Annotated in this window: 27 protein-coding genes; 11 read left to right on the top strand and 16 right to left on the bottom strand. The window is 68.6% G+C overall.

What is annotated here, in order from left to right; all coding sequences use genetic code 11:
* The 5 genes from C5C07_RS04610 (at nucleotide 1) to C5C07_RS04590 (ending at nucleotide 2,850) form a co-directional block, all read left to right on the top strand.
* The gene (locus C5C07_RS04610) at nucleotides 1-795 is read left to right on the top strand and encodes a cytochrome bc complex cytochrome b subunit (protein WP_004972586.1); all 795 of its coding nucleotides are present in this window, start codon (nucleotides 1-3) and stop codon (nucleotides 793-795) included.
* Nucleotides 796-805: 10 nt separating this feature from the next.
* The gene (locus C5C07_RS04605; protein WP_004972588.1) at nucleotides 806-1,570 is read left to right on the top strand and encodes a cytochrome bc complex cytochrome b subunit; all 765 of its coding nucleotides are present in this window, start codon (nucleotides 806-808) and stop codon (nucleotides 1,568-1,570) included.
* Nucleotides 1,571-1,609: 39 nt separating this feature from the next.
* Nucleotides 1,610-1,999: a hypothetical protein gene (locus C5C07_RS04600; RefSeq protein ID WP_004972590.1), complete on the top strand. Its 390-nt coding sequence runs from the start codon at nucleotides 1,610-1,612 to the stop codon at nucleotides 1,997-1,999.
* Nucleotides 1,992-2,273, top strand: a complete 282-nt coding sequence (locus C5C07_RS04595; RefSeq protein ID WP_004972591.1) for a hypothetical protein — start codon at nucleotides 1,992-1,994, stop codon at nucleotides 2,271-2,273. Before C5C07_RS04600 ends, C5C07_RS04595 begins: the two co-directional genes overlap by 8 nt.
* A 133-nt stretch (nucleotides 2,274-2,406) precedes the next feature.
* On the top strand, nucleotides 2,407-2,850 hold the full coding sequence (locus C5C07_RS04590) for a hypothetical protein (RefSeq protein WP_004972593.1): 444 nt from the start codon (nucleotides 2,407-2,409) through the stop codon (nucleotides 2,848-2,850).
* Nucleotides 2,851-2,964: 114 nt separating this feature from the next.
* On the opposite strand, the gene C5C07_RS04585 is transcribed toward C5C07_RS04590, so the two are convergent.
* On the bottom strand, nucleotides 2,965-3,696 hold the full coding sequence (locus C5C07_RS04585) for an NAD(+)/NADH kinase (protein ID WP_004972594.1): 732 nt from the start codon (nucleotides 3,694-3,696) through the stop codon (nucleotides 2,965-2,967).
* Nucleotides 3,697-3,823: 127 nt separating this feature from the next.
* Nucleotides 3,824-5,131 carry a M28 family peptidase gene (locus tag C5C07_RS04580; protein ID WP_004972595.1) on the bottom strand — a complete coding sequence of 436 codons (1,308 nt, stop codon included), beginning with the start codon at nucleotides 5,129-5,131 and terminating at the stop codon, nucleotides 3,824-3,826.
* 201 nt (nucleotides 5,132-5,332) lie between these two features.
* Here C5C07_RS04580 and C5C07_RS04575 point away from each other — a divergent pair, with 201 nt between their 5' ends.
* Both C5C07_RS04575 and C5C07_RS04570 read left to right on the top strand, forming a co-directional pair.
* Nucleotides 5,333-6,499 carry a thiolase domain-containing protein gene (locus C5C07_RS04575; protein ID WP_004972597.1) on the top strand — a complete coding sequence of 389 codons (1,167 nt, stop codon included), beginning with the start codon at nucleotides 5,333-5,335 and terminating at the stop codon, nucleotides 6,497-6,499.
* Complete coding sequence (locus tag C5C07_RS04570) at nucleotides 6,496-6,876, top strand: Zn-ribbon domain-containing OB-fold protein (RefSeq protein ID WP_115804644.1); 381 nt, start codon at nucleotides 6,496-6,498, stop codon at nucleotides 6,874-6,876. Before C5C07_RS04575 ends, C5C07_RS04570 begins: the two co-directional genes overlap by 4 nt.
* An 18-nt stretch (nucleotides 6,877-6,894) precedes the next feature.
* On the opposite strand, the gene C5C07_RS21605 is transcribed toward C5C07_RS04570, so the two are convergent.
* The 7 genes from C5C07_RS21605 to C5C07_RS04540 form a co-directional block, all read right to left on the bottom strand.
* Nucleotides 6,895-7,038, bottom strand: a complete 144-nt coding sequence (locus tag C5C07_RS21605) for a hypothetical protein (RefSeq protein ID WP_004972600.1) — start codon at nucleotides 7,036-7,038, stop codon at nucleotides 6,895-6,897.
* 78 nt (nucleotides 7,039-7,116) lie between these two features.
* Entirely contained in the window at nucleotides 7,117-8,043 is a 927-nt protein-coding gene (locus C5C07_RS04565; RefSeq protein WP_004972601.1) for an alpha/beta fold hydrolase, read from the bottom strand.
* An 85-nt stretch (nucleotides 8,044-8,128) separates the two neighbouring features.
* Nucleotides 8,129-9,253 (bottom strand): methylmalonyl Co-A mutase-associated GTPase MeaB, encoded by a 1,125-nt coding sequence (meaB, locus tag C5C07_RS04560; protein ID WP_115804643.1) that lies wholly within the window; start codon nucleotides 9,251-9,253, stop codon nucleotides 8,129-8,131.
* 2 nt (nucleotides 9,254-9,255) lie between these two features.
* A complete protein-coding gene (locus C5C07_RS04555) occupies nucleotides 9,256-9,675 on the bottom strand; it encodes a cobalamin B12-binding domain-containing protein (RefSeq protein WP_004972603.1) in 420 nt (139 codons plus the stop codon).
* Between the two features lie 57 nt (nucleotides 9,676-9,732).
* Nucleotides 9,733-11,559: a S9 family peptidase gene (locus C5C07_RS04550; RefSeq protein ID WP_115804642.1), complete on the bottom strand. Its 1,827-nt coding sequence runs from the start codon at nucleotides 11,557-11,559 to the stop codon at nucleotides 9,733-9,735.
* A 39-nt stretch (nucleotides 11,560-11,598) separates the two neighbouring features.
* Nucleotides 11,599-12,321: a hypothetical protein gene (locus C5C07_RS04545; RefSeq protein ID WP_115804641.1), complete on the bottom strand. Its 723-nt coding sequence runs from the start codon at nucleotides 12,319-12,321 to the stop codon at nucleotides 11,599-11,601.
* A gap of 13 nt (nucleotides 12,322-12,334) precedes the next feature.
* The gene (locus tag C5C07_RS04540; protein ID WP_004972607.1) at nucleotides 12,335-12,592 is read right to left on the bottom strand and encodes an MTH865 family protein; all 258 of its coding nucleotides are present in this window, start codon (nucleotides 12,590-12,592) and stop codon (nucleotides 12,335-12,337) included.
* A 152-nt stretch (nucleotides 12,593-12,744) separates the two neighbouring features.
* Between C5C07_RS04540 and C5C07_RS04535 the strand changes: the two genes are divergently transcribed.
* Both C5C07_RS04535 and C5C07_RS04530 read left to right on the top strand, forming a co-directional pair.
* Nucleotides 12,745-13,791 (top strand): M42 family metallopeptidase, encoded by a 1,047-nt coding sequence (locus C5C07_RS04535; protein ID WP_115804640.1) that lies wholly within the window; start codon nucleotides 12,745-12,747, stop codon nucleotides 13,789-13,791.
* A 118-nt stretch (nucleotides 13,792-13,909) separates the two neighbouring features.
* Entirely contained in the window at nucleotides 13,910-14,533 is a 624-nt protein-coding gene (locus C5C07_RS04530) for a halocyanin domain-containing protein (protein ID WP_004972609.1), read from the top strand.
* A 96-nt stretch (nucleotides 14,534-14,629) separates the two neighbouring features.
* Here the strand turns inward: C5C07_RS04530 and C5C07_RS04525 are convergent, their stop codons facing one another.
* The 3 genes from C5C07_RS04525 to C5C07_RS04515 form a co-directional block, all read right to left on the bottom strand.
* Nucleotides 14,630-15,688 (bottom strand): glycosyltransferase family 4 protein, encoded by a 1,059-nt coding sequence (locus C5C07_RS04525; protein ID WP_004972612.1) that lies wholly within the window; start codon nucleotides 15,686-15,688, stop codon nucleotides 14,630-14,632.
* A 105-nt stretch (nucleotides 15,689-15,793) separates the two neighbouring features.
* Complete coding sequence (locus tag C5C07_RS04520) at nucleotides 15,794-16,435, bottom strand: DUF420 domain-containing protein (RefSeq protein WP_050458781.1); 642 nt, start codon at nucleotides 16,433-16,435, stop codon at nucleotides 15,794-15,796.
* A gap of 269 nt (nucleotides 16,436-16,704) precedes the next feature.
* Nucleotides 16,705-17,751, bottom strand: a complete 1,047-nt coding sequence (locus tag C5C07_RS04515; protein WP_004972614.1) for an NAD(P)-dependent glycerol-1-phosphate dehydrogenase — start codon at nucleotides 17,749-17,751, stop codon at nucleotides 16,705-16,707.
* A 200-nt stretch (nucleotides 17,752-17,951) separates the two neighbouring features.
* On the opposite strand from C5C07_RS04515, the gene C5C07_RS04510 reads away from it, so the two are divergent.
* Nucleotides 17,952-18,824 carry an alpha/beta hydrolase gene (locus C5C07_RS04510; RefSeq protein ID WP_115804639.1) on the top strand — a complete coding sequence of 291 codons (873 nt, stop codon included), beginning with the start codon at nucleotides 17,952-17,954 and terminating at the stop codon, nucleotides 18,822-18,824.
* A gap of 27 nt (nucleotides 18,825-18,851) precedes the next feature.
* Here the strand turns inward: C5C07_RS04510 and C5C07_RS04505 are convergent, their stop codons facing one another.
* The 4 genes from C5C07_RS04505 to C5C07_RS04490 form a co-directional block, all read right to left on the bottom strand.
* On the bottom strand, nucleotides 18,852-19,499 hold the full coding sequence (locus C5C07_RS04505) for a LysE family translocator (protein WP_115804936.1): 648 nt from the start codon (nucleotides 19,497-19,499) through the stop codon (nucleotides 18,852-18,854).
* A gap of 124 nt (nucleotides 19,500-19,623) precedes the next feature.
* Entirely contained in the window at nucleotides 19,624-20,325 is a 702-nt protein-coding gene (locus tag C5C07_RS04500) for a TMEM165/GDT1 family protein (RefSeq protein WP_004972617.1), read from the bottom strand.
* On the bottom strand, nucleotides 20,322-21,017 hold the full coding sequence (locus tag C5C07_RS04495; protein WP_004972618.1) for a metal-dependent transcriptional regulator: 696 nt from the start codon (nucleotides 21,015-21,017) through the stop codon (nucleotides 20,322-20,324). Before C5C07_RS04495 ends, C5C07_RS04500 begins: the two co-directional genes overlap by 4 nt.
* 85 nt (nucleotides 21,018-21,102) lie before the next feature.
* A complete protein-coding gene (locus tag C5C07_RS04490; protein WP_050458779.1) occupies nucleotides 21,103-22,272 on the bottom strand; it encodes a threonine synthase in 1,170 nt (389 codons plus the stop codon).
* A gap of 94 nt (nucleotides 22,273-22,366) precedes the next feature.
* On the opposite strand from C5C07_RS04490, the gene C5C07_RS04485 reads away from it, so the two are divergent.
* Nucleotides 22,367-23,644 carry an NAD(P)/FAD-dependent oxidoreductase gene (locus tag C5C07_RS04485; RefSeq protein WP_115804638.1) on the top strand — a complete coding sequence of 426 codons (1,278 nt, stop codon included), beginning with the start codon at nucleotides 22,367-22,369 and terminating at the stop codon, nucleotides 23,642-23,644.
* Nucleotides 23,645-23,681: the final 37 nt, after the last annotated feature.

The raw sequence follows: 23,681 nt of genomic DNA, 5'->3' as shown, positions 1-23,681 counted from the left end.
ATGAGTCTCGAACGCAAAGACGACTACGACCACAAGGCCTGGATGAAAAAGAAGGACCTCACCCCGGTCGAGGCCACCTTCCTCACCACGCTCATCTGGCTGGATAAGCGACTCCGCATCGTCGATTATCTGGAACTTCTGGAGACGCTCTACTACCGAGTCAACCTCCAGATGCCGAAGAGCCACACCGAGCAGTACAACCTCGACAACAAGTTCTGGTACTGGTACCCCCTGTACACGCTCGGCTTGTTCTCGACGCTCGCGTACGTCGTCGCGGCGATAAGTGGTGCCCTTCTCGGGTTCTACTACTCCCCGGCGACGACCGGTGACCCCACGACGGCCTACAGCAGTATCGAATTCATCATGCGCGACCTGCAGTTCGGCTTCATGCTCCGCTCCGTCCACCGCTGGGCGGCGCAGGTCATGGTCGCGGCCGTGTTCCTGCACATGCTCCGTGTCTACTTCACGGGGTCGTACAAGGAACCCCGTGAGCTGAACTGGCTTCTCGGCATCGTCCTGATCAGCCTGACGATGGTGTTCGGGTACACCGGATACCTCCTCCCGTGGGACCAGCTAGCCTACTGGGCGGGGCAGATCGGCGTCGAGATGTCGCTGTCGGTCCCGCTCGCCGGTGAGTGGGTCGCACAGCTCCTGTTCGGCGGCTTCTCGCTGAGCCAGTCGACGCTACAGCGCATGTACATCATCCACGTGTTCCTGCTCCCGTTCGTCGTGACGACGCTCATCGCGATCCACATCGGCATCGTGTGGGTGCAGGGCATCGCGGAGCCGCACTGAGGTGACAATCATGAGCGACAACGAACCCGAAAACGAGGAGATTCGATCCGACGGCGCGGGCATCGTGGCCCCGGACGACGAGACGCCCACGTGGAGCGAGCGCAAGGCTCGCAAGACGGGGCTCTCCCGGCTCACCTACGAGTACTTCGAGCGCGCACGTCGTGAAGACCAGGACCTTCGCACGGAGTCCGACTACGTCGAACGCGACGTCTTGGCGTTCCCCACGTGGCCCCACGAGACCGTCCGTAACCTCTCGATTGCGTCGTTCTTCGTCGGGATGATTCTGTTCCTCTCGGCGACCATGCCGCCGCACATCGGCAACCCCGCGAATCCGTCGAGCACCCCGGCGATTATCCTGCCCGACTGGTACCTCTACTGGTCGTTCGGCCTGCTCAAGCTCAACCCGCTGAACCCCGAGCTGGCCATCCTCGGCGGACAGAAGCTGATGGCCGACCGTACCTACGGCGTGCTGGCGAACGGCGTCGTCGTCGGCTTCATCGCCATCGTGCCCTTCCTCAACAAGGGCTCGGCCCGGCGACCCGTCGAGCAGCCGTTCTGGTCCGCTGTCGGCGTCTTCGGCGTGGTGTTCGCGATGACCATCTCGCTTCTGGCCATCAAGAACCTCATGCCGATGAACGTCGACCTGCTGTTCGACCTGACGTTCCTGCTCCCGTTCGTCTTCGGGACCATCACCTACGCGGTGCTGAAGACGATGCGCGAGGGGTACATGTACAACCTCAACCGCCGCTACTACCGGCTTCGCCCGCCGAAATAGAGCGGAACCACTACCAACCGTCCCTTCTTAGCGTCACTGATGACAGACAGCGACGCAACCGGTCGAACCGGCGACGCCGACGAGACGCGGCGGGGACGCCGTGGCCGGCGCGACATCGTCGTTCCCATGCGGCTCTACAAGACTATCACCGTCTTCTCGACGCTCATCGCCGTCGTCAGCGTGGTTCTCGGCTTCGTCTTCCTCGACGCCGCGACGCTGCAAGTGAGCGCGCTCCGCGCGGTCATCGCGGGCGCGCTCGGCGCGCTCGGAATCGGCGTCGCGGACGGCCTACTGAGCACGGCCCTCGCGGTCTTCGGACTCGGCATCATCGCGTTCGGCGCGGTCGTCTACACGCTCGGCACCCGATTTCGCGCCCAAGGAATGGGAAAGTCTCAAGAGGACTCCGGCGAAGACTCGAACAATGGCTGACGAATTCATCAAGGGTCTGGGTATCCTGACCGGGTCCGGACTCGCGTGGCTGGTGCTCGCGTCGTGGTACCGGACGAGCAGTTTCGAGAGCACACAACAGCTCATCGAGCCGCTGTCGTCCGGCGCGACCGAGGGACTGTTCAACATCATCGCCGTCACCCTGATGGACGTGTTCCTCTGGTTCGCGCTTCTCGGCGCGCTCACCTTCTGGGTGCTCATCCCGGCGGGTCACCAGATTATGTCCGCGCTCGAAGAGCGCCGCAACGCGCAGTAAGCCGACACCGCGCTCCGTTCTCCTCTCATCTCGCTTCGAGTCGACGAAGAACCCCCACAATAGCGGTCGCCCTCCCCGCCGCTCCCGCGTCGGATTGGAAAAACTCTAATGAGTCTCGCTCCGACGGTCCTGTATGCACCCACTACAGTTCCTCGTCCCGCTCGACCAGTTGGCGGCGGTCGAACCGGTCGTCCCGCACGTGGCGCTCGTGCTCGTGCTTGCGAACTTCGCGACGCGCTTCCTCGGTCACCGGTCGCACGTCCGACAGGCCAAGGAGGGTGGAGAGGAGGCAGTCTCCCGGTACCTCCCGCACTCGATTAGTTCGGGTGCGCTCGTCCTGACCTCGTTCCTCTACCTGCTCGTCGAGCCGCACGGCGGCATGGTGCTGACCGTGCTGGTCGTCGGGATGTTCGTCACCGACTTCTTCGAGTTCGAAGCGCGTAAGGTCGAAGCCCGCACCGACAAGCCGCTCGAACGCCCGAACGGCTCGCTCGTCGCCGCGACGCTCGTGCTCCTGTACGCGGCGTTCCAGAGCCTCTTCTTCCTCGTCGCGGACTACTGGAACCTCATCGTCTAACTCCGCGACGCACTCTTCTCCGCGTCGTCACGCTCGCACCGCTCACGAGGAACACGTATTTTCGCCGCGCCGAGCGCCGCCGCTCGGTGTCTGAATCACGGCCGAGCGAGGCGCTCACTCGACGAGGAGCGGAACGCTCCCGTCGCGGTCGATGACCACCGACTCGGACGGGAGAACTTCCCGGACGACCTCGTCGTCGGCGACGAGGGACACGGGCGCGTCGTCGCGTTCGACCGACAGCCGGACGGGCGGTTGGAGGACCCACGAGTCCGTCTGCGTCGCGTACGGTGAGACGGGGACGACGGCGAGCCCGGCGGCCGGACCGACGACCGCGCCGCCCGCGGCGCGCGCGTAGCCGGAACTCCCGAGCGGCGTGGCGACGACGACGCCGTCGGCGCGGAACTCGTCGACCGGCGTCCAGCGCGCCGCCGCGCGCGACTCGTCGGTCGGGTCCGACGAGAAGGGGACCGCGGCCTCCGCGCGGGCGACGCCGTACTCGGAGATGTGTGCCGGTTCGCTCGTAACGAGCATCGCGTCGAGGAGCGCGCGACCCGCCGCGTCCCCGCCGACGCGGAGCGAGAGCGTCGGGTGGTCGACGACTCGACCGTCACCCGCCGCGACCGCGGACAGCCGCGATTCGAGTCCGCGCCGCGGGGTCGACCACGGCGCGCCGCAGTCGACGGGGACGACCGGACACGACCACTCGGAGCCGAGCGCGACCGTCGAGAGCGCCGACTCGCCGACCGCGACGACGGCGTCCGCCTCGGCCGACGTCGGTTCGACCGACGCACCGGCCGCTCTGACGGCGGTGGCGACCGAGTCGTCACCGACGATACCGAATCTCATCGTCGTCCACCCGCGGCGAGCCCCCGTAGCATCGTCCCGTGCTACGCCGCCGCGAATAAAAGCCCTCGTGGTTCGGTTGCGCGAGGTCCGGCGCGACCCGAGCGGGACGGGCGCGTCGCCGACCGCCTCAGAACGGCCAGTCGCCGGTGACTTTCATCCCCTCGGCCTGGTCTTCGGCTTCCAGCGCCGCCGCGATGTCCGCCGGGTCGGCGTGGGGAATCTCGCGGTCGGCGTCGGCGAGTTCGACGGTCAGTTCCGTCAGGAGAATCGCCTGCTCGCGGAGCGTCCGCGATTCCAGTTTCTCGATGGTGTCGGCGTGGGTGTGGCCCCACCCGCGGCCGCGGCCCTCCTTTTCGCTGCCGACCATGTACGCCGGGACGCCGCGGGCGACGAACGGCCAGTGGTCGCTGTGGGGGAGCTGTTCGGGAAGCGTCGAAATATCGTGGTCGAACCGCTCTGCGACGGCGTCGGCGGCGGCTTCGAGCTCGTCGAAGCCATGGGTCGTGAGCTTGAGCGTCCGCCCAGCGACGACGCCGTCGTTGTTGACGATGGCCTTCACGTTCGCCCGGTCGTCGCCGAGGCGGTCGGCCTCGTAGTCGGAGCCGACGAGCCCGACTTCCTCCGCGCCGAAGCAGACGAAGCGGACGCGCGTGTCGAGTTCGTCCTCGCGGGCGGCGAGCGCGCGGGCGACCTCGACCACCATCGCGGTGCCCGCGCCGTTGTCCATCGCGCCCTCGGCGATATCGTGGGCGTCGAGGTGGCTCGTGACGAGCACCTCCTCGTCGGTGTCGGGGCCGAGTTCGGCGTGGACGTTCCCGCTTTCGGCCGCGGGCGTCTCGCAGGTCACGTCGACGGTCACCTCGTCGCCGTCGAACCGGCGACGGAGGCGCGCGCCGACCTCCTTGCTCACGCCGACGGCGGGGATGTCGCCGATGGGCGCTTCGGCGGTGCCGACGCTCCCCGTGGGCGGGAGTTGGCCGGGGACGTGGTTGGCGAAGACGAACGCGGCCGCGCCGGCCTCGACGGCGTAGTAGTACTTCTCGCGGCGGTGGATGAAGCGGTCGTAGTGGTCGGGGACCGTCGTGGAGACGACGACGACCTTCCCCGAGAGGTCGCGGTCGAAGTCCTCGGGCAGCCCGTAGCCGAGGTCGACCAGCTCGCCGCTCGCTGTTCCGGCGGGGCTGCGCGGGAGCGCGATGCAGTCCTGCGTGGTGTCTGCGGCGTAGAGGGCGCTGTCGCCGCGCTCCCAGCCTTGAATCTCGAACGGGTCGATGCGAGCGTTGCGCGCGCCGACGCGTTCGAGGGCGTCTCGGGTCGCCTCCATCGCCTCGCGCTCGCCGGGCGAGCCAGTCATCCGGTTGCCGATGTCGACGAGCGTCTCCAGGTGGTTCCAGCCGACCTCGCTGGTGAACGTGTCGCCTATCCAGTCACTCATAGTGGTCCGTCTCGCGGGGCCGTGGTAACCGTTGCGATGGGTCGAAAACGCGGCGGTGGTAAGGCGGAGAAATCGACCGACATCGGCGAGGCGGTCGCGCCGAGGTGTCGCGGCCGCGACGGCGAGCGAACGGGGCCGAACCGCGACTCGGCCCACGGACGAACGGCAGGTTCAAGGACCATCTATCACGTACGTTCATTCATGACTGACGTGCGAATCGCCGGGGTCGGACTGACGAAGTTCGGCAGTCACCCCGAGCGAACCGGTCGCGACCTGTTCGCGGAGGCCGCCCTCGCCGCCCGCGAGGACGCCGGCGTCTCCCGCGACGACTACGAGGAGATCTTCTACGGCAACTTCATGGGCGAACTCGCCGAGAAGCAGGGCCACCAGGGGCCGGTCATGGCCGAGGCCGCCGGCCTCGACTGCCCCGCGACCCGCTACGAGCAGGCCTGCGCCTCCGCGGGCGTCGCCTTCCGACAGGCCGTCGCCGCGATTCGGAGCGGCGCGGCCGACGTGGTCCTCGCCGGCGGCATGGAGCGCATGAACAACCTCGGGACCGCCGAGGTGACCCAGTCGCTCGCCATCGCCGCGGACGAACTGTTCGAGGTCCGCGCGGGCGTCACGTTCCCGGGCGCGTACGCGCTCATGGCTCGCGCGTACTTCGACGCCTTCGGCGGCGACAGCGAGGACCTCGCGCACATCGCGGTGAAGAACCACGCCAACGCGATGCACAACGACTACGCGCAGTTCCACCGCGAAATCACCGTCGACGACGCGCTCGAAAGCCCCGTCGTCGCCGACCCGCTCACCCTCTACGACGCCTGCCCCATCACCGACGGCGCGAGCGCGGTCGTCCTCGTCAGCGACGACTACGCCGAGCGACGCGGCCTCGACGCGCCCGTCTCCGTCACCGGGTCGGGGCAGGGCGGCGACAAGGCCGCGCTCCAAGACAGACCCCACCTCGCGCGGACGCCCGCAGCGACGAAAGCCGCCGACGCGGCCTACGCGGACGCCGGCATCGGCCCCGACGACGTGGACGTGGCCGAGGTCCACGACTGCTTTACCATCGCCGAGGTGCTCGCGCTCGAATCGCTCGGCCTCTACGACCACGGCGAGGGAGTCGGCGCGGCCGCCCGCGGCGAGACGACCCGCGACGGCGACCTCCCGGTGAACCTCTCGGGCGGCCTCAAGGCGAAGGGCCACCCCGTCGGCGCGACGGGGACCGCCCAAATCGTCGAGATGACGAAGCTCCTGCGCGGCGACCACGGCAACAGCGACGCCGTCCCGGACGCTCGGGTCGGCGTCACCCACAACGCGGGCGGAACCGTCGCCAGCGCGGTCGTCCACGTCTTGGAGGTGGACCGATGAGCGACACCGGCTACGACGAGTGGCTGGCCGCAATCGCCGACGGCGAGGGCTACTACCTCGCGTGTCCGGACGGTCACGGTTCGCTCCCGCCGCGGCGCTCCTGTCCGCACTGCGGCGCGGCCGAGTTGACGGCGGAACCGCTCCCGGAGACGGGCGAGGTACTCACCTTCACCGAGGTGCACGTCCCCGCGCCGAACTTCGCAGACGAAGCGCCCTACGTGACGGCCATCGCGTCGTTCGGCCCCGTCAAACTCACGGGCGTCGTCCGCGACCTCCCCGCCGACGAGGTCGACCTCGGAACGACCGTCTCGGTAGACGTGGCCACGAACGCGACGACTGACGAGCGGTTGCTCGTGTTCCGGCCCGCGAGCGAGTAGCGCCACACTCGTCGCACGTTATCTCTCGCGCGCCTCGACGGCCTCCAGCGGCGAGCGCCAGCCGAAGACGTACGAACCGAGGAGCCACGCCCAGAAGCCGGCCGCGAGGAGCGCGATAGCTCCGTACAGGAACAGCGAGAACAGCGACAGGGAGTCGAACATCGGTTCAGTTCAGGGGGTTGGGTCGGGTTGGGTCGGTTCGGCTCGTGGTCGCGGCCGCGGCCGCTGCTTCGGCCCCGTTCAGTCGAGGGCGTCGCGGACGGTGTCGACGAAGGCGTTCGGGAACTCGACGTGCGGGAGCAACATCGCGTCGTCGAAGACGACGAGCGTGCAGTCCGCGGCGTCCGCGAGGTCGCGGCCCCGCTTCAGCGGCGTGATGTCGCTCTCGCGGCCCCAGACGAGCGTCGTCGGGACGTCGAGAGCCGACAGCGCCTCGCCGAGGTCGACGTCGGTGTTGAGGTAGCCGGAGATGAACGACGCCGGCGCGAAGCGCGCGCCCTCCTGGTGGGCGGTGCGCCACTCGTACTCCTGCCACTCCTCGCCCGCCTTCTCGGGGTCGTAGTAGCCGTGGTCGGCGTTGAAGTAGCGAATCGACGGCCGGGAGGCGACGACGTTGAACAGCGCCTCGCCGACGACCGGCGCGCGGACGAGTTCGCGGAGCCACTCCTTGGGGTCCGGGCCGCCGCGCGACGTGGGACAGACGAGGACGAACCGCGAGACCGACACGTCGTCTCGCTCCGCGGCGGCGACGGCGTAGGCCGCGGTGAGCGACGAGGCGACGACCGCGGGGTCGTCGTACTCGGCGAGGAAGTCGCCGACGAAGTCCTCGTAGAGCGCGGGCGAGTAGTACAGCGCCGGCCGGTCCGAAAGCCCGAATCCGGGGAGGTCGGGCGCGACGACGTGGTAGTCCTCGGCGAGGGTCGAAAACACCTCGCGGAACTCGCCGGACGACCCCGCGGCGTTGATGCCGTGGAGGAAGACGAGCGTCGGGTCGTCCTCGTCGCCGGCTTCGACGTACGAGACGTCCATGCCGCGCCAGCGGTACGTCCCGTGGTTTCCGGAGAGCGGCGGTTCGAGGGGACCCACGCGTTTCGAGAGGGCGGCGTTGGTCGCGGCGGCGAGACCGACGCCCGCTGCGGCCAGTCCGATGGCTCGTCGGAGTTTCATGTCACGTAGATGGTGCGCGGTGGCCTTAATTCGCCCGCCCGTGGCGGGGTGGTGGGCAGGAAAAACGTCGGCTCGGCACCCGACGTCAGTCGTCTCGCCCGTCCAGACATTCCCGGAGCGGTTCGAGCACGTCTTCTGCGACCGCGTAGGGGTCCGTCTCCTTTTCGACGACCGCCTCGGCGAACGCGTCGACTCCGCCGCGGCGGTCGAGCTCGGCTTCGAGGAGCCGGTTCACGTCGCTTCGGAGGAGCTGGCGAATCTCTTCTCCCGCGCGCTTGCGGGCCTTCTCCGCCAACTCACCGGAGGCGTCGAGGTAGTCGCGGTGGTCGTCCAGCGTCTCGACCAACTCGTCGATTCCCTCGCCGGTCGTGGCGACGGTTTCGAGGACCTGCGGCGTCCAGACGGGCGGTTCGTCGGCGTCGGAAGGGGCGTCCTCGCCGGCCTCGCCGGTCTCGGTCTCACCCGTGTCCGCGTGGTCGCCGTGCCCGCCGTGTCCGTGACCGGCGTCGTCGAACGCCTCGGCCCCATGGTGGCCGGTGTCGAGGTTCGCCCGCGGGTCGTCGCGGAGGTGAATCATCTCCTGTAGCTCCGCGACGGTGCGCGACGCGCCCTCCATGTCGGCCTTGTTGACGACGAACAGGTCGCCGATTTCGAGGATGCCCGCCTTGAGCATCTGCACGTCGTCGCCGCTGCCGGGTTGGACGAGGACGACGACCGTGTCCGCGGTCTTCACCACGTCCACCTCGTTTTGCCCCGCGCCGACCGTCTCGATGATGATGCGGTCTTTCCCGAAGGCGTCGAGCGCCTTCACGGCGTCCGCGGTGGCGGTCGAGAGGCCGCCGAGCTGACCGCGGGCGCTCATCGACCGGAAGAACACGTCCATGTCGCCGACGTTCGAGGCCATGCGGATGCGGTCGCCGAGGACGGCCCCGCCGGTGTACGGCGAGGAGGGGTCCACGGCGATGACGCCGACCGTTTCTCCCTGGTCGCGGTAGTGCTTCGCAAGCTTGTCGACGAGCGTCGACTTGCCGGCACCGGGACTGCCCGTGATGCCGACGACGGAGGCGTCGCCCGTGTGGGCGTGGAGTTCCGAGACGATGTCCCGGTAGCCCGGCGACTGCGACTCGATTTTCGTGATGGCCCGCGCGAGCGCTCGGTGCTCGCCGTCGAGGAGTCGCTCGACGAGGTCGGATTCGACCGCCCGGCTCATCGTCACGCTCGCTCGGGCGCGTTTTCCTTCACGAAGTCGATGGTCTCCTGCATCGGCGTGCCGGGACCGAAGATGGCGTCGACGCCCTGTTCGAGGAGTCTCGGCCGGTCTTCTTCGGGGATGATGCCGCCGACGATGACGAGCGTGTCGTCGAGCGCGCCGTACTCTTCGAGGCCGGCCATCACCTTCGGGACGAGCGTGTTGTGCGCGCCGGAGAGGATAGAGATGCCCAGTACGTCCACGTCCTCTTGGACCGTCGCCTGAATAATCTCGTCCGGAGCGCGATGCAGTCCGGAGTAGATGACTTCGAAGCCCGCGTCGCGGAAGGCGCGAGAGATGACGTGTGCACCGCGGTCGTGGCCGTCCAGTCCCACCTTCGCGATGAGACACCGGATCGTTCGCTGTTCGGAGTCCGCGCTCATAGACGGGGATTCGATGTCCCGCGCTTTGACTCTAACGGAAAATAAGGCAGGTCCGATTCAGTCGTCCGCGGCGGGCGCGCTCCGGACGTACTCGTCGAGGAAGTCGGCTATCTGGGAGTACGCCTCGATGCGGTTCTCCAGTTTGGAAAAGCCGTGGCCCTCGTCGTCGAAGATGAGTTCGCGGACGTGGGCGTGTTCCCTCGCCTCCTCGACGAGCTGGTGGGCCTCGCTGACCGGCACCCGCGGGTCGTTCTCGCCGTGGAGGACGAAAAGCGGCGCGCGAATCTTCTCGACGTTGTTGATGGGCGAGATGGATTCGAGGAACTCGCGGTCGTCTTCGAGCGACCCGTACTCGGCCTCGCGGAGTTCGCGCCGCCAGTCGCCCGTGTTTTCGAGGAACGTCACGAAGTTGGCGATGCCGACGATGTCGACGCCGGCGGCCCACAGGTCCGGGTACTCGGTCATCGCCGCGAGCACCATGAACCCGCCGTACGAGCCGCCCATGGCGACGATTTTGTCGGGGTCGACAGCCGGGTGGTCGTGGAGCCACTCGACGGCGGCTTCGATGTCCGCGACGGAGTCCATCCGCTTTTCGACGTCGTCGAGGTGGCCGTACGCCTTCCCGTAGCCCGCGGAGCCGCGGACGTTCGGCTCGAAGTAGGCGTAGCCCCGCGAGAGGAAGTACTGCTTGACCGCCGAGAACGACGGTCTACGCTGGGACTCCGGCCCGCCGTGGATGTCCACGATGACGGGCGTCTCGCCCTCCGGCGACTCCTCGGGGAGCGTGAAGAACGCCGGGATGTCGCGGCCGTCGAACGTCGGATACCGGACGAGCTCGGGCGGCACGAACGTGTCCCGCGGGATGCCCGCCGTCGCCGCGAGCGTCCATCGCTCGGCGTCGCCCGTGGCCAACTCGACCACGTAGACGTTCGCGGTGTCGGCGCTGGCGGTGACGGTGACCGCGGCGCGCTCGCCGTCCGGGGAGAACGAGACGCCGCCGGCGACACCGTTCGGCAGGTCGGGTTGGGGGAGCACGTCGATGCGGTCGGGCGCGGTGAGTTCGCCGAAGGTGAGTTCCGTGTACCCCTCGACGTTCCGGGAGTAGACGAGCCGACGCGACTCGCGGTCGATGCTGATGCCGTCCAGTTCGTGGTCGCCGCCGGTGTCGACGGTCGTGAACTCCCCGGAGGCGAGTTCGTAGCGGACGAGTTCCAGCGTGTCGCTCCCGCGGTCGGTCACCATGTAGACGTTCTCTCCGTCGGGCCCCCACTCGGGGCTCTGGAAGCGGACCGTCCCCTGATGCGGCGTGAGGTGGGTCAGCTCGCCCGTGGCGAGGTCGAGGACCGACACGTCCTGGTCGAAGTTCGAGTACGCCTCCTGGACGATGAGCTTCGAGTCGTCGGGCGAGAAGCCGCCGACGGTGAGCCAGCCGTCGCCCTCGTGGACGAGTTCGGCGTCAGTGCCGCTCGCGTCGCGGGCCTGCACGTACACGTCGAAGACGGCGTTGTCGCGGCGGTTCGAGGTGAACGCGAACCGCTCGCCGTCGTGGCTCCAGCCGCCCCAGCGGTGCTTGGCGTCCGGGTGTTCGGTCAGGTTCTCGATGACGCCGGTGTCGGGTTCGAGTCGGAACAACTGCGCGCGCTCGTTGCCGCCTTTGTCCATGCCGAAGGCGAGTTCGGGGCGCTCGGGCGACCACGAGGCGAAGGTGACGCGTTCCTCGTAGAACGTCCGCTGTTCGGGCCACGCGCCGGGCGAATCGACCGTCCAGACCTGCGGGACGCCCGTCGTGTCCATGAGGAACGACAGGCGCTCGCCGTCGGCCGAGAACGAGGCGCCGTAGGCGCTCCTGATGTTCAGGTAGCGCTCGATGTCGTACGTTCGCATACCTCGAATTGCCCCGGCGACGAGAAATCGGTTTGGGTGTCAGAAGTCCGAAAGCCGCGCGTCCTCGCGGTCGGTCCACCCGCGCATCTTCGCGTAGGCCTCGGGGTTCGTCGGCACGCCCTCGGTGTTGAGCAGGCGCTCCGGGTACAGTTCGAAGGCGATGCCGATGAGTTGGTACTCCAGTTCTTCGAGGTACGGCCGCGTGTCGGGGTACGGCCCCTCGGTGCCGACCGCCCACGGTTCGACCCAGAAGTAGACCGGTTCGCGGAGCCGCGGCGGGTCGGTCGAGGCGAACAGCGCGTCCACCCAGCGGTCGTACTTCCCCGGCCCGTCGCCGCGGAAGACCGCCGACGAGAGGTCGCCGACGTGGTAGTAGTTCCCGTAGCCCCAGCGCGCGAGTTTGCCGTCGTTGGTATCGACGTTCTTGAGGTTGCTGTTGAGGTCGGTGCCGGACGCGCCGAACTTCCCGCACTTGCCGAGGTACCGGGGGACCACCTCGTCGCCGTCGAGGGTGTACATCATGTAGACGAGCCCCTCGTAGCGGCCCTCGCGTCGGTCGTAGTCGGCGACGACGCGACCGCCGGCCTCGCGGAGTCGGCGCTCCATGCGCTCGCCGCGGCGGAGCGTCCGCCGGCCGGAACGGCCGTACGCGATGGTCTCGACGGTCCCGTCGGCGGCGGTCTCGAAAAGTGAAATCGGGTCCGCGGCGTCGACGAAGCGGTCGACGAAGCGGTCCCAGAGCGCGCGTTTCGTCTCGGTCACGCGACGACCGAACTCAGATCATGTCTTCGGCCTTGAGGCCGGCGATGATGTCGTCGACGAGGCTCTCGGCGTCCTCGTACGGGAAGTCCTGGTGCTTGCCGAGCTTCGCGGCCAGCTCCATCGCCGTGATGGTCACGTCGTCGGCCTTGAACTTCGTGCCCGGACCGTTCGGGAGCGCGGGGACGAGAGACATCTGGTTCTTCACGGGGAAATCGGCGTTCGCGAAGGCGTCCATGAACTGCTCGCGGAGCTGAGCTTCGGTGTCGGACATACCGTGTACCTACGTAGAGAGGTGGAAAAGGGTTCCGGAACAATAATGAATATATTTAGAGTTCTTTGCGAGACGGCGCGGCGGCCCGCCGAGTGTCGGCACGCTCGCCCGGGACTGATGGACTTATCTACAACGGCAATTCATGCACTCGCATGGACTTCGACTTCGACCGCCTGAAGCAACTCACCGAGACCAGCGGTGTCCCCGGCTACGAGGACCGAATCCGCGCGCTCGTCCGCGAGGACCTCGAAGCGACGACCGACTCCGTCCGGGTCGACGCGATGGGCAACGTCGTCGGCACCATCGAGGGCGAAGGCGACTACGAGGTCGCCGTCGCCGCCCACATGGACGAAATCGGCTTCATGGTCCGTCACGTCAACGACGAGGGCTTCCTGCAGCTCGACGCCCTCGGCGGCTGGGACCCCCGCGTCCTGAAGGCCCAGCGCGTGACGGTTCACGCCGAAGACGGGGACTTCACCGGCGTCATCGGCTCGGTCCCCCCGCACACGCTGACTGAAGAACAGAAGCAGAAAGAGCCGAAAGTCGAGGACGTGTACGTCGACCTCGGCCTCCCCGCAGAGACCGTCGAGGAGACCGTCTCCGTCGGCGACCTCGTGACGATGGAGCAGACGACCGTCCGCATGGGGAACCACGTGACGGGCAAGGCCATCGACGACCGCGTCTGCCTGTTCGCCATGCTGGAGGCCGCCCGACGCATCGAGAACCCCGAGGTGACGGTCCACTTCGCCGCGACGGTCCAGGAGGAAGTCGGCCTCCGCGGCGCGCAGGCGCTCGGCGTCGACCTCGACCCCGACCTCGCGCTCGGCCTCGACACCACCGTCGCCAACGACGTGCCCGGATTCGACCCCGCAGACCACGTCACGAAACTCGGCGAGGGCGCGGGCATCAAGCTCAAGGACTCCAGCGCCATCGCCAACCCGAAGGTCCACCGTCGCCTCCGCAGCGTGGCCGAGGACAACGACATCGCCTACCAGCTGGAACTGCTCCCCGCGGGCGGCACCGACACCGGCGGCTTCCAGAACAGCTACGGCGCGAAGCCCGTCGGCGCGATTTCGATGCCGACGCGCTACCTCCACACCGTCACCGAGAGCGTCCACGAGGACGACGTGGTCGCTTACATCGACCTCCTGACGGCCTTCCTGGAGAGCGAGACGGGCGAGTTCGACTACACGCTGTAGGCGACCCCCCGACGGCGCGGCCGATACCGCGGGGCGCCCCCCTATATCGAGGCGCGGCACCCCCGACCGGCGGACGAGAACCAAAGTATTCACTACAGGCCCACACCAAGCGGCGGACATGACCGACGGCAACGTGGATATGTCTCGGCGGGCGTTCCTCGGGGCGGCCGCTGGCGGCGCGGCGGTCGCCGCCACTTCCGGCACGGCCGCGGCGCAGACGGAAGAACCAGACTTCGGTGGCCACCTCGACGGCATCGACGGGGGTTACGAAGACCTCCGCGGCCAGAGCGAGGTCACCATCGAAGTGGGCGCGGAAGGTAACGGCGGCGCACTCGCGTTCGCGCCCGCCGGCGTCTGGATAGACACCGGAACGACCGTGACGTGGGAGTGGACCGGCGAGGGCGGCGGCCACAACGTCGTCGCGAGCGAGGGCGCGTCGCTCGACTCCGGCTCGGCCGTCTCCGAGGCCGGAAGCACCTACGAATACACCTTCGAAGAGGGCGACGCGGGCATCACGAAGTACCACTGCGTGCCCCACGAGGCGCTCGGCATGCTCGGCGCGGTCGCCGTCGGCAGCGACGTGCCGACCGTCAGCACCGGCGGTGGCGGCGGTTCGAACCTCCCGCAGGTCCCCGACAGCGCGAAGTCCCTCGGCGTGGCCACGACGTTCGCGATGGTCGCGACGCTCGGCCTCGCGTACTTCTTCATGAAGTACGGTGGCGACTACGACGTCCAGGACTGACGCGGTCGTCGCTCCTCTCGATTTTCACCAGTCACGAGCGGCCGCACTCGCTCGGGTTCGGTCGCCGCCTCGGCCGCCGCCGGCACGGTGGCCGAGTCAGAAGAAGCCGTAGTCGTCGCGCTCGGTCTCGTACACCGACTCGTACTGTTCGATGACACGCCGGTAGTCGTAGCTCGCGAAGTCGTCGTCGACCGTCTCGTGGTCGTACCTGCGGGCGGCGACGATTTCGTCCGCGAGTTCCTGCGGACTCGTGACGAGCGACCCGCGCTCGCGGCCCTCGACGAGTTCGTGGGCCGACGACCGAGCCTGATACTCGACGATGGACACACAGCCGCAGGCGAGCGCCCACAGCAGGTTCGTCGCGAAAGGCTCGACCGTCGCCGTCTGCGCGAAGACGTGCGCGCCCTTCATGATGGGCACCGCCTCGTCAGCCGGGAGTTCGCCGAGGAACTCCACGCGGTCGTCGATGCGGAGGTCGCGGGCGGTCTGTTCGGCCGTCGAGCGCTCCGGGCCGTCGCCGATGACGGCGGCGGACCACTCCTTGTCGCGGAGTTCCGCGAGCGCGAGGAGGAAGCTCTCGACGTTCGCGTGCTCGTCGAGGTCGCGGGCGTACACCACGTCCGCGCGCTCCTCGGCGTCGGCGCTCCGGACGAGGTCCATGCTGATGGGCTCGGGGACGAGACGGGTCGCGTCGACCGGCGCGCCGAGTTCGCGGACCTGCGTGCGGACCATCTCGGAGGGGACCAAGACGGCGTTCGGGGCCTTCGCCGCCCGCCGGTAGGCCCGCGAGCCGCCGCGGTCGTCGCGGGTCCACCAGTCGGCGACGACCGGCGTCCGGAGGAACCGCGCCGCGGTCTTGACCGCCGCGACGTGCGACGGCGGGTAGCTCGCGACCTGAATCACGTCGGGGGAAACCTCGCGGAGGGCGAAGGGAACGCGGGAGGCGAAGCCGCCGACGGAGGGCGCGTCGGTCACGCGGTGATAGGTCACCCCGTCTTGTTTGAACTCGACGACCTCGCCGTCCCACCACTTCGCACAGAGCACCGTCACCTCGTGGTCGCGCTCGGCGAGGAGTTCGGCCGTCCGTCGGAGCCGTCTGGTCGCTCCCGTCTCCTCGTGGTGCGTCGTGTACATCGAGACGAGCGCGACTCGCATATTCGCCGCCACTACGCCGCGCAATAAAAATCCACAGTTTTCGAGGGCGCGACACGAGCGGCCGCCGGAGCGCCGACAGAACGGAGCGCGGTCCGGCGACGCGCCTCAGAGCCCGACGGCGGGTGCGACGAGCGCGCCCGCGGACTCGACGGCGGTGACCGTGTACTCCCAGCTGTAGATGTGGTTGAGAAGCAGGTACGTCACGACGCCGAGGGCGAGCGAGACGAGCCACGCGCCGGCCGCGATGCGGCCGACCTTCCGGTGGGGCGTCTCGGTCCGGAGTTCGCGCTCGGAGTGGGTTATCCCGAGGATGAGCGCGTAGAGGACGACCGGCACCGAGACGATAGAGAGGATGATGTGAATCGCCAGCATCGCCAGATACGGGTAGTACGCGAACGCGGGGCCGACGAACTCCTTGGTGCCGCCGCCGCCGATTTTGGCGAGGTACATCACCAGGAAGACGAGGATGAGGCCGAACGACGTGACCATCGCGGCCGCGTGCTTCTTGACCTCGTCGCGGCGAATCCAGCGCCAGCCCGCCGCGATGACGAGGACGTTCACCGTGTTCACGACGGCGATGGCGTCGGAGAGGAGGTTCACCTGTGGGAGCGACAGGTCGGGGAAGACCCTGCCGGGGACGACGCCGAGGAACGTCCCGATGACGAGGGCGTACCCGACGACCGAGAGGACGGCGGTCGCGGCCGCGGGGTGTTCCTTCAGGGGGTTGTCTGCGCTCGCAGTTGCCATGGGCGGGGCTTGGGAAGACGGCGTATTCCGTCTTCGGGTTCCGGACGGCGTTTGAGAGTGGTACCACCAAGACTCGACTCAATCCACGACTGTGCGAAGTCGACTTGCTTCGGTCGGAACCCCGTGTTACGGAGTCCCGAGAGCATCACGTGGAGTGACACGAAAGTGCTGTACCACGAGCGAGGACGGAGGCCGAGTCTCGTGGCTTTTTCCCTCCAGGTTTTTGCGCCGAGTGGTCGTCCCGCGACCCGAGGCGTAAAAAGGTGGGCTTAGATGACGCCGGTGATGGTTGCCGCCTCGATGGCCGCCTCCTCGCTCACGCCGTTGCCGAGAATCGTGTAGCGGTCGCGAATCTCGTGCGCGGTCGTGAGCGCCTCGATAATCGTCTCGTCGTCGATGCCGAGTTCGTCCGCGGTCGTCGGCGCGCCCATCGTCGACAGGGCGTCGCGGATGTCGGTCCACTCGCCGCGCGCGCCGCTGTGGAAGTACTCGGTCATGATGGAGCCGACGCCGACCTGATGCCCGTGGAGGGCGCTTCCGGGGGCGATGCGGTCGAGCTGGTGCGAAAAGAGGTGCTCCGCGCCCGACGCGGGCCGCGAGGAGCCGGCGATGGACATGGCGACGCCCGAGGAGACGAGCGCCTTCGTCACGATCCACGCGGACTCTTCGAGCCCCGGTTTGATGGAGTCGGCGCTGCCGACGAGCATCTCGGCGGTCATCTGCGAGAGCGCGCCCGCGTACTCGGAGTACTCGACGTTCTTCAGGCGGTGGGCCAGCTCCCAGTCTTTGACCGCGGTGTAGTTCGAGATGATGTCGGCGCAGCCGGCGGTCGTGAGCTCCCACGGAGCCTCCGCGAGCAGTTCCGTGTCGGCGACGACCGCGAGCGGCGGGTCGGCGGCGACCGAGTGGCGGGTGTCGCCCTCGGGAATCGAGGACCGACCCGAGACGATGCCGTCGTGGCTCGCCGCCGTCGGGACCGAGATGAACCCGCAGTCGAGGCGGTCGGAGGCCATCTTCGCCACGTCGATGGGCTTGCCGCCGCCGAGGGCGATGAGGTAGCCCGCGTCGGCCTCGCGCGCCGCGTCGACGACGCGCTCGACCGACTCGAAGCTCGCGCGGTCCAAGGAGACCGAGGAGATACCGTCGAACTGCTCGCGGACCCGGTCGCCGGCGATGCGGTTCGGCGACGGACTCGTGACGAGAAACGGCTCGCCCGAGAGGTACAACTCGTCGACCGCGGCCGAGAGGTCGTCGAGCACGCCGTGGCCCTGAAGGACGCTCCGGGGCAGCTTTATCCACGTCGATTTGTCGAACATACGCGGAAATCGGCCACGGCGGTTCATAGTGTTTCTCGTCTCGGCGGCCGGACGGCCCCCCGTCTGTCACCCCGAGCGCGACACGGTAACCCGGTTTGGGCCGCCTCGTGGGACAGTATCTCAACGTACCGAACCGTAGTTTGATTTATCACGTTTCGCTTCGCACGAAAGACACCCGCAGACGCGCGGGTAGACAACCCATGGCACACAGACGGCAGTTCCTCGCGACGACAGCAGCAGCGCTCTCCGGACTCGCGGCCCTCGGAAGCGGTTCCGCCGCCGCCGCGTCGGTTCCGCACGTCTCGACGCGCGACCACTTCGACGACGACGGCTCGCTCGCGTCCGGTCACACCACCCGCGGCTACGACACCTCCGGCGACGTGCCCGGCGTCGACGCCGGGTGCGCCTCCGACCTGACCGTGTTCGTCCACGGCTGGGACAAGGACGGCGACGACCCCGAGGCGGCCGCCCTCGACAAGATAGCGACGGCCGACGCCGAACTCTCCGCCGCCGGCTACGGCGGGGCGGTCGTCGGCTACACGTGGGACAACGACAAGGGCGGCGGCTGGGACTACGGCTGGTCCGAGTCGCAGGACATCGCCCAGGCGAACGGCCGCAAACTCGCGCAGTTCGCCGTCGACCTCAAGGCGGCCTGTCCGGGCGCGACCCTCCGGTTCGCCAGCCACTCGCTCGGCGCGCAGGTCGTCTTCAGCGCGCTCCGAACCCTCGACGGCCGAAGCGATTGGACCGACCCGGGCCACGAGGTGGCGACCGTCCACCCGTTCGGGGCCGCGACCGACAACGAGGTCCCCGGGGAGGAAGAAGGGCGAGCCACCTACGAGGCCATCCGCGACCGGACCGGCCACGTTCACAACTACTACAACGAGGCCGACGACGTGCTCCAGTGGGTGTACAACACCATCGAGTTCGACCAGGCACTCGGCGAGACCGGTCTCGAAGACGGCGACACGCCGCCCGGGAACTACACCGACCACGACGTGGAGGGGCAGGTCGGCGACGACCACAGCAACTACCTGAACACGATTGCCGACGACATCGTCGGCGACATGTAGCGGCTCAGAAACTCATTTTTCCGCGCGTCAGAGCACGAGCGACTGCACCGCGTCCCAGATGAAGACGACGCCGAAGCCGCCGAGAACGACGGCGCTGACGGCGGCGACGGCGGGCGCGAAGGAGTCGACGCGCTGTTCGGCCGCGACGAGCGCCGCGGGGAACCCGGTCACCCAGAGCGCGATACCGCCGAAGAAGCCGAGGATGAGCGCCGGGCTGCCCGTCTCGACGATGAGCAGATTCGACAGCGACGCGCCGAGATAGGGCGTGTGGGCGAGCACGTCGACGGTCCCGGTTTCGAGCAGGCCGACGCCGATGGTGAGCCAGAACAGAATCTGATAGGGGTTCGTCAGCGCGAGCACGAACGCCTTCGTGAAGCCGGCGCTGTCCTCGTCGGGGTCGGCGGCCTCGCGGAACGTGGTGTCCGTCTCCTGTGCCGCGCCGTAGGCGAAGTAGAGCATGAGGACGCCCCCGGCACCGACCATGACGGCCTGCACCGTCGGGAACTGCTCGACGAACGCGACGAGACCGAGCGCCGCGAGGACGAAAAACAGCGCGTCGGCGCTCATCGCGCCGAGTCCGGCGCGAGCGCCCGCGGTCCACCCGCGGACGACGCTCTCCTCGGCGATGACGGCGTTCATCGGGCCGGGCGGCGCGGCGAGGGCCAGCCCGAACACCAAGCCGGCACCCAAGGACGGGAGGAGGGTAGACATGGCTCTCTCTTGGGCGCGATGCCGTGAAAAATGGCGCGGAAGCGACGGCGCAGGGGTTCAGCCCCCCGAACAGATAGTCGGCCGCCGGTCAGACCAGCGCGAGGACGGCGTCGCTGACGGTGCCGACGAGCGTCTCCCAGACGGAGAAGTCGGTGGCCATGGCGAGCAGGGTATCGACGGCGAAGAAGCCGAACAGGGCGGCCGCGCCGAGGTACGCCTTGCGCGTGTCGACCCGGCCCGAGAAGCGGTGGAAGAAGTACGCGTTGGCGATGCTCACGGGGATGATGGCGAGCATCTCACCCACCCAGATGGCCGAGGTCGCGCCGTACTGCACGGCCAGACCGATGGTGACGAGTTGGGTCTTGTCGCCGAACTCGCCAGCGGCCATCATGGCGAAGATGGGCAGAAAGCCGCCGAAGCCCTGCGTCGACAGTTCGCGACCGAACACCGTCGGCGCGTCGTCGAATCCGGAGACGCCGCCGTCGGTGGTCGCGACCTCGCTCCCCGCGGACGCGTCGGGTGCAGCGCGATAGAGCAACACCGCGAACGTGGCGAACAGGACGGCGGTGATGGCGTCGAGCGCGGCCGGCGGGAGCGCGCTCTTGAGCGCCTGCCCGAGCATGATTTCGAGGGCCGTCCAGAGTGCGAACGCCGACCCCGCGGCCGCGACGACGACCTTCGGGTCGAAGCGGGTCGAGAGGCCCGCGATGATGAACTGGACCTTCTCGCCCGGCAGGACCGCAAGTTGGGAGACGAGGGCGATGACGAGAATCTCCCACCAGCCGGTCACGCCGGCGACACCTCCTCGCTACTCGGCTCGTCGGGCGGTCGGACGCGAATCGTTCGGGCCACCGACTCCGGGAGGCTCTGCTCGCGCCCGTCGTCGCCGACGCGCACCGTCACCATTCCGAAGGGGGCGATGTCGGTCACTTCGATGGTCGTGCCGGGCGTGACGCCGGCCTCGGAGAGGTACTCCAACTCCGCGGGGTCCCGGTCGCTGACACGGGCGACGACGAGGTGGTCACCGACCTCGCACTCGGAGAGCGCCGACAGCCCCGAGGAGTCCGGCGGCGTGAGGTCGGCGCTCGGAATGGGGTCGCCGTGGGGGTCGACCTCGGGTTCGCCGAGGGCGGCCGCGACCCGCTTTTCGAACTCCTCGCTGATGTGGTGTTCGAGCGCGTCCGCCTCGTCGTGGACCTCGCTCCACGAGTAGTCGAGGTGCTCCGTGAGGTACGCCTCCAAGAGGCGGTGGTGGCGGAGGACTTCCAGCGCGACGGTCTCGCCTTCCGTGGTCAGTTCGACGCCCTTGTACTTCTCGCGGTCGACCAGCCCGCGCTCTTCGAGCTTGCCGACCATGCTCGTCACGGTCGGCGGCGTCTTCCCGAGGTACTCCGCGATGTCGGAGGTCGAAACCGGCGGTCCCTGCTCCATCTGGAGCGTGTAGATTGCCTTCAGGTAGTCCTCCATCACGTCGCTCAACATACCACGGATTAGATGCGTCTAAAGTAAAAGTCTGATGGAGGTAACGTGGACGTTCGAACGGGGAACCAGCCGGCCGAAGCGGTCCTCAGACGCCCTGTCCCATCAGGTGACTGCGGAGGATGTCGGCGTTCTTCGTCCCGGACTCGGTGTTGACGACGACGACCGTGTCGTCCTCGTCGAACTCGTCCGCGAGTTCCCACGCGCCGGCGAGCGCGACGCCGCCCGCGGGACCGACCTCGACGCCGGCGGTCTGGGCGGCGGTGACGGCGGATTCGAGCGCGTCGTCGTCGCTGACGGCGACGGCCGCGCCGCCGGACTCGCGGACGGCACGGAGCGCGAGCGACCCGCCCGCGGGGTCCGGAATCTCCAGTTCGCCGACGATGGTGTCCGGGTGGTTCCACGCCTCGTGGGCGTCGCTTTCGGCCTCCCACGCGGTGGTGACCGGCGAGCACCCGACGGACTGCGCGGCGACGAGTTTGGGGACCGACTCGACCAGTCCGAGTTCGACGAGGTCGGAAAAGCCCTTGTGGACGCCGTAGGCGAGTTCGCCGGTCGAGACGGGGACGACGACCCAGTCGGGCACCGACCAGTCGAGGCGCTCTGCGACCTCGTAGGCGATGGTCTTCGCGCCGTCGTGGCGGTAGGGGTTGTCGAACTCCTGGAGCGTGTGCCAGTCGCTCTTGAGCTGTTCGTGGAGCGCCGAGAGGGCGTCGGGGTAGCGCCCGCCGACGACCTTCATCTGGCCGCCGTGGACGTTCACCATGGCCTTGTTCGGGAACGGCGTCCGCGAGGGGACGAAGCCGTAGGAGCGAGCGTCCACGAGGCCCGCGTAGGAGGCCGCCGACTGCGCGCCGTTGCCGGGCGAGGCGTGCGCGACGACCTCGGCGTCGGCCTCGCGCGCGGCGGTGACGGCGAGCGAGAAGCCGCGGTCGAGGAACGTCCCGGTCGGGTTGCGGCCCTCGTCCTTGATGAGGAAGGAGCCGACGCCGGCCTCCTCGCCGAGCGCGTCGGCCGCGACGAGCGGCGTCGCGCCCTCGTTGGCGGTCACCGGCTCCGCGAAGGGGAGCAGTTCGCGGTAGCGCCACATCGTGTCGAAGGGGCGCTCGGCGAGCGTCTCGGCGTCCCACTCGACCGCGTCGAGGTCGTAGGTGGGGTCAAGCGGCGCGTCGGCGTCGCTCGCGCCGGTCGCGTCCGCGTCGTACTCGTCGCCGGTCTCCGTGCACACCAGCCCGGAGAAGGTGTCGGACGTCTGCATGGGCGGGGCTTACGGGGGGAGGGACTAAGCCCTTCCCGTCGGCCGATGGCCGCCACCCGTAGCGGCTTTGTGTCGCCCGTCCGAGAGACGAGATATGGACGATAGCCACATCGCGGTCGTCGGTGCGGGCCTCGCGGGCCTCGTCGCCGCGCGACACCTCGCCGCCGACGGGGCCGACGTGACCGTCGTGGAGCGGCGCGACGACGTCGGCGGACGGGTCCGCACCCGGACGAAAGACGGCTTCACGCTCGACCGCGGGTTTCAGGTCCTCTTCACCGACTACCCCGCGGTCCGGCGGGAGCTCGACCTCGACGCGCTCGACCTCCGGCGGTTCACGCCCGGCGCGACCATCTGCCGACCGAGCAGGCGCGCGGTCCTCTCGGACCCCTTCCGCGACATCGGGAGCCTGTTCGAGTCCGTCCGCAACCCCGAGGTGACGACGAGCGACAAGCTCCGGACGCTGGCGCTCAGACAGGACGTGAGCACCCGCGACGAAGAGGGAATCTTCGCCTCGGCGGACCGGAGCATCCGGTCGTACCTCCGCGACTGGGGCTTCTCCGAGGACTACATCGAGCACTTCGTCGCGCCCTTCTACGGCGGCATCACGCTCGACCGCTCGCTCTCCTCGTCGAAGCGGGTGTTCGAGTACACCTTCAAGATGCTCTCGACGGGGAGCACCGCGGTCCCCGCGGCGGGGATGCAGGCAGTTCCCGAGCAACTCGCCGACGCCGCCCGCGACGAGGGCGCGACCGTCCGCCTCGGCGAGCGCGTCGAGTCGGTCGAGTCCGACGGCGACGGCGCGGTCGTCACCACGGGCCGCGAGTCGCTCGAAGCCGACGCGGTCGTCGTCGCCACCGACCCCAAGGAGGCGCGACGACTGACCGGCGTCGGGTCGATTCCGACCGAGGCACACGGCTGCGTCACCCAGTACTACACGCTCCCGAGCGGGAGCGGCCTCGACGCGGGCAAGCGAATCATGCTCAACGCGCCGAGCCCCGACCCCAACACGGTCGTCCCGCTGTCGACCGTCGCACCGGAGTACGCCCCGCCGGGCGCTGAAATCCTGAACGCGACGTTCCTCGGTGCGGCCGCACAGGACAACTCCGAGGAGGAACTGTTCGAGAAGACTCGGCGGACGCTCGAAGCGTGGTACCCCGACCGCTACTTCGACGACCTCGAACTGCTCCACACCGACTACATCTCCTTCGCCCAGTTCGCCCAACCGCCCGGCGTCCACGAGTCGCTTCCGGACGCCCGCGACGCCCCCGGCCGGGCGTACCTCGCTGGCGACTACACCGCGTGGTCGTCGATTCAGGGCGCGATGCGGAGCGGGAAAGAGGCGGCCGACGCCGTCCGCGACGACCTCTCGTAGACTCTCACGCGCTCCGCTGTCATTTTTCTACTCACCG

Origin of the sequence: Haloferax sp. Atlit-4N, from assembly GCF_003383025.1 — an archaeon.
GTDB lineage: Archaea > Halobacteriota > Halobacteria > Halobacteriales > Haloferacaceae > Haloferax > Haloferax gibbonsii.
This window is presented reverse-complemented; position numbering and strand designations above follow the sequence as displayed.

Bases quoted from the DNA above. Each gene is read 5' to 3' on its own strand.
- C5C07_RS04610 (WP_004972586.1), top strand. From the start codon at position 1: ATGAGTCTCGAACGCAAAGACGACTACGACCACAAGGCCTGGATGAAA.
- C5C07_RS04535 (WP_115804640.1), top strand. From the start codon at position 12,745: ATGGACTTCGACTTCGACCGCCTGAAGCAACTCACCGAGACCAGCGGT.
- C5C07_RS04570 (WP_115804644.1), top strand. From the start codon at position 6,496: ATGAGCGACACCGGCTACGACGAGTGGCTGGCCGCAATCGCCGACGGC.
- C5C07_RS04515 (WP_004972614.1), bottom strand. From the start codon at position 17,751: ATGTTCGACAAATCGACGTGGATAAAGCTGCCCCGGAGCGTCCTTCAG.
- C5C07_RS04510 (WP_115804639.1), top strand. From the start codon at position 17,952: ATGGCACACAGACGGCAGTTCCTCGCGACGACAGCAGCAGCGCTCTCC.
- C5C07_RS04495 (WP_004972618.1), bottom strand. From the start codon at position 21,017: ATGTTGAGCGACGTGATGGAGGACTACCTGAAGGCAATCTACACGCTC.
- C5C07_RS04540 (WP_004972607.1), bottom strand. From the start codon at position 12,592: ATGTCCGACACCGAAGCTCAGCTCCGCGAGCAGTTCATGGACGCCTTC.
- C5C07_RS21605 (WP_004972600.1), bottom strand. From the start codon at position 7,038: ATGTTCGACTCCCTGTCGCTGTTCTCGCTGTTCCTGTACGGAGCTATC.
- C5C07_RS04520 (WP_050458781.1), bottom strand. From the start codon at position 16,435: ATGGCAACTGCGAGCGCAGACAACCCCCTGAAGGAACACCCCGCGGCC.
- C5C07_RS04585 (WP_004972594.1), bottom strand. From the start codon at position 3,696: ATGAGATTCGGTATCGTCGGTGACGACTCGGTCGCCACCGCCGTCAGA.
- C5C07_RS04605 (WP_004972588.1), top strand. From the start codon at position 806: ATGAGCGACAACGAACCCGAAAACGAGGAGATTCGATCCGACGGCGCG.
- C5C07_RS04530 (WP_004972609.1), top strand. From the start codon at position 13,910: ATGACCGACGGCAACGTGGATATGTCTCGGCGGGCGTTCCTCGGGGCG.
- C5C07_RS04595 (WP_004972591.1), top strand. From the start codon at position 1,992: ATGGCTGACGAATTCATCAAGGGTCTGGGTATCCTGACCGGGTCCGGA.
- C5C07_RS04580 (WP_004972595.1), bottom strand. From the start codon at position 5,131: ATGAGTGACTGGATAGGCGACACGTTCACCAGCGAGGTCGGCTGGAAC.
- C5C07_RS04485 (WP_115804638.1), top strand. From the start codon at position 22,367: ATGGACGATAGCCACATCGCGGTCGTCGGTGCGGGCCTCGCGGGCCTC.
- C5C07_RS04565 (WP_004972601.1), bottom strand. From the start codon at position 8,043: ATGAAACTCCGACGAGCCATCGGACTGGCCGCAGCGGGCGTCGGTCTC.
- C5C07_RS04490 (WP_050458779.1), bottom strand. From the start codon at position 22,272: ATGCAGACGTCCGACACCTTCTCCGGGCTGGTGTGCACGGAGACCGGC.
- C5C07_RS04555 (WP_004972603.1), bottom strand. From the start codon at position 9,675: ATGAGCGCGGACTCCGAACAGCGAACGATCCGGTGTCTCATCGCGAAG.
- C5C07_RS04525 (WP_004972612.1), bottom strand. From the start codon at position 15,688: ATGCGAGTCGCGCTCGTCTCGATGTACACGACGCACCACGAGGAGACG.
- C5C07_RS04600 (WP_004972590.1), top strand. From the start codon at position 1,610: ATGACAGACAGCGACGCAACCGGTCGAACCGGCGACGCCGACGAGACG.
- C5C07_RS04550 (WP_115804642.1), bottom strand. From the start codon at position 11,559: ATGCGAACGTACGACATCGAGCGCTACCTGAACATCAGGAGCGCCTAC.
- meaB (WP_115804643.1), bottom strand. From the start codon at position 9,253: ATGAGCCGGGCGGTCGAATCCGACCTCGTCGAGCGACTCCTCGACGGC.
- C5C07_RS04575 (WP_004972597.1), top strand. From the start codon at position 5,333: ATGACTGACGTGCGAATCGCCGGGGTCGGACTGACGAAGTTCGGCAGT.
- C5C07_RS04590 (WP_004972593.1), top strand. From the start codon at position 2,407: ATGCACCCACTACAGTTCCTCGTCCCGCTCGACCAGTTGGCGGCGGTC.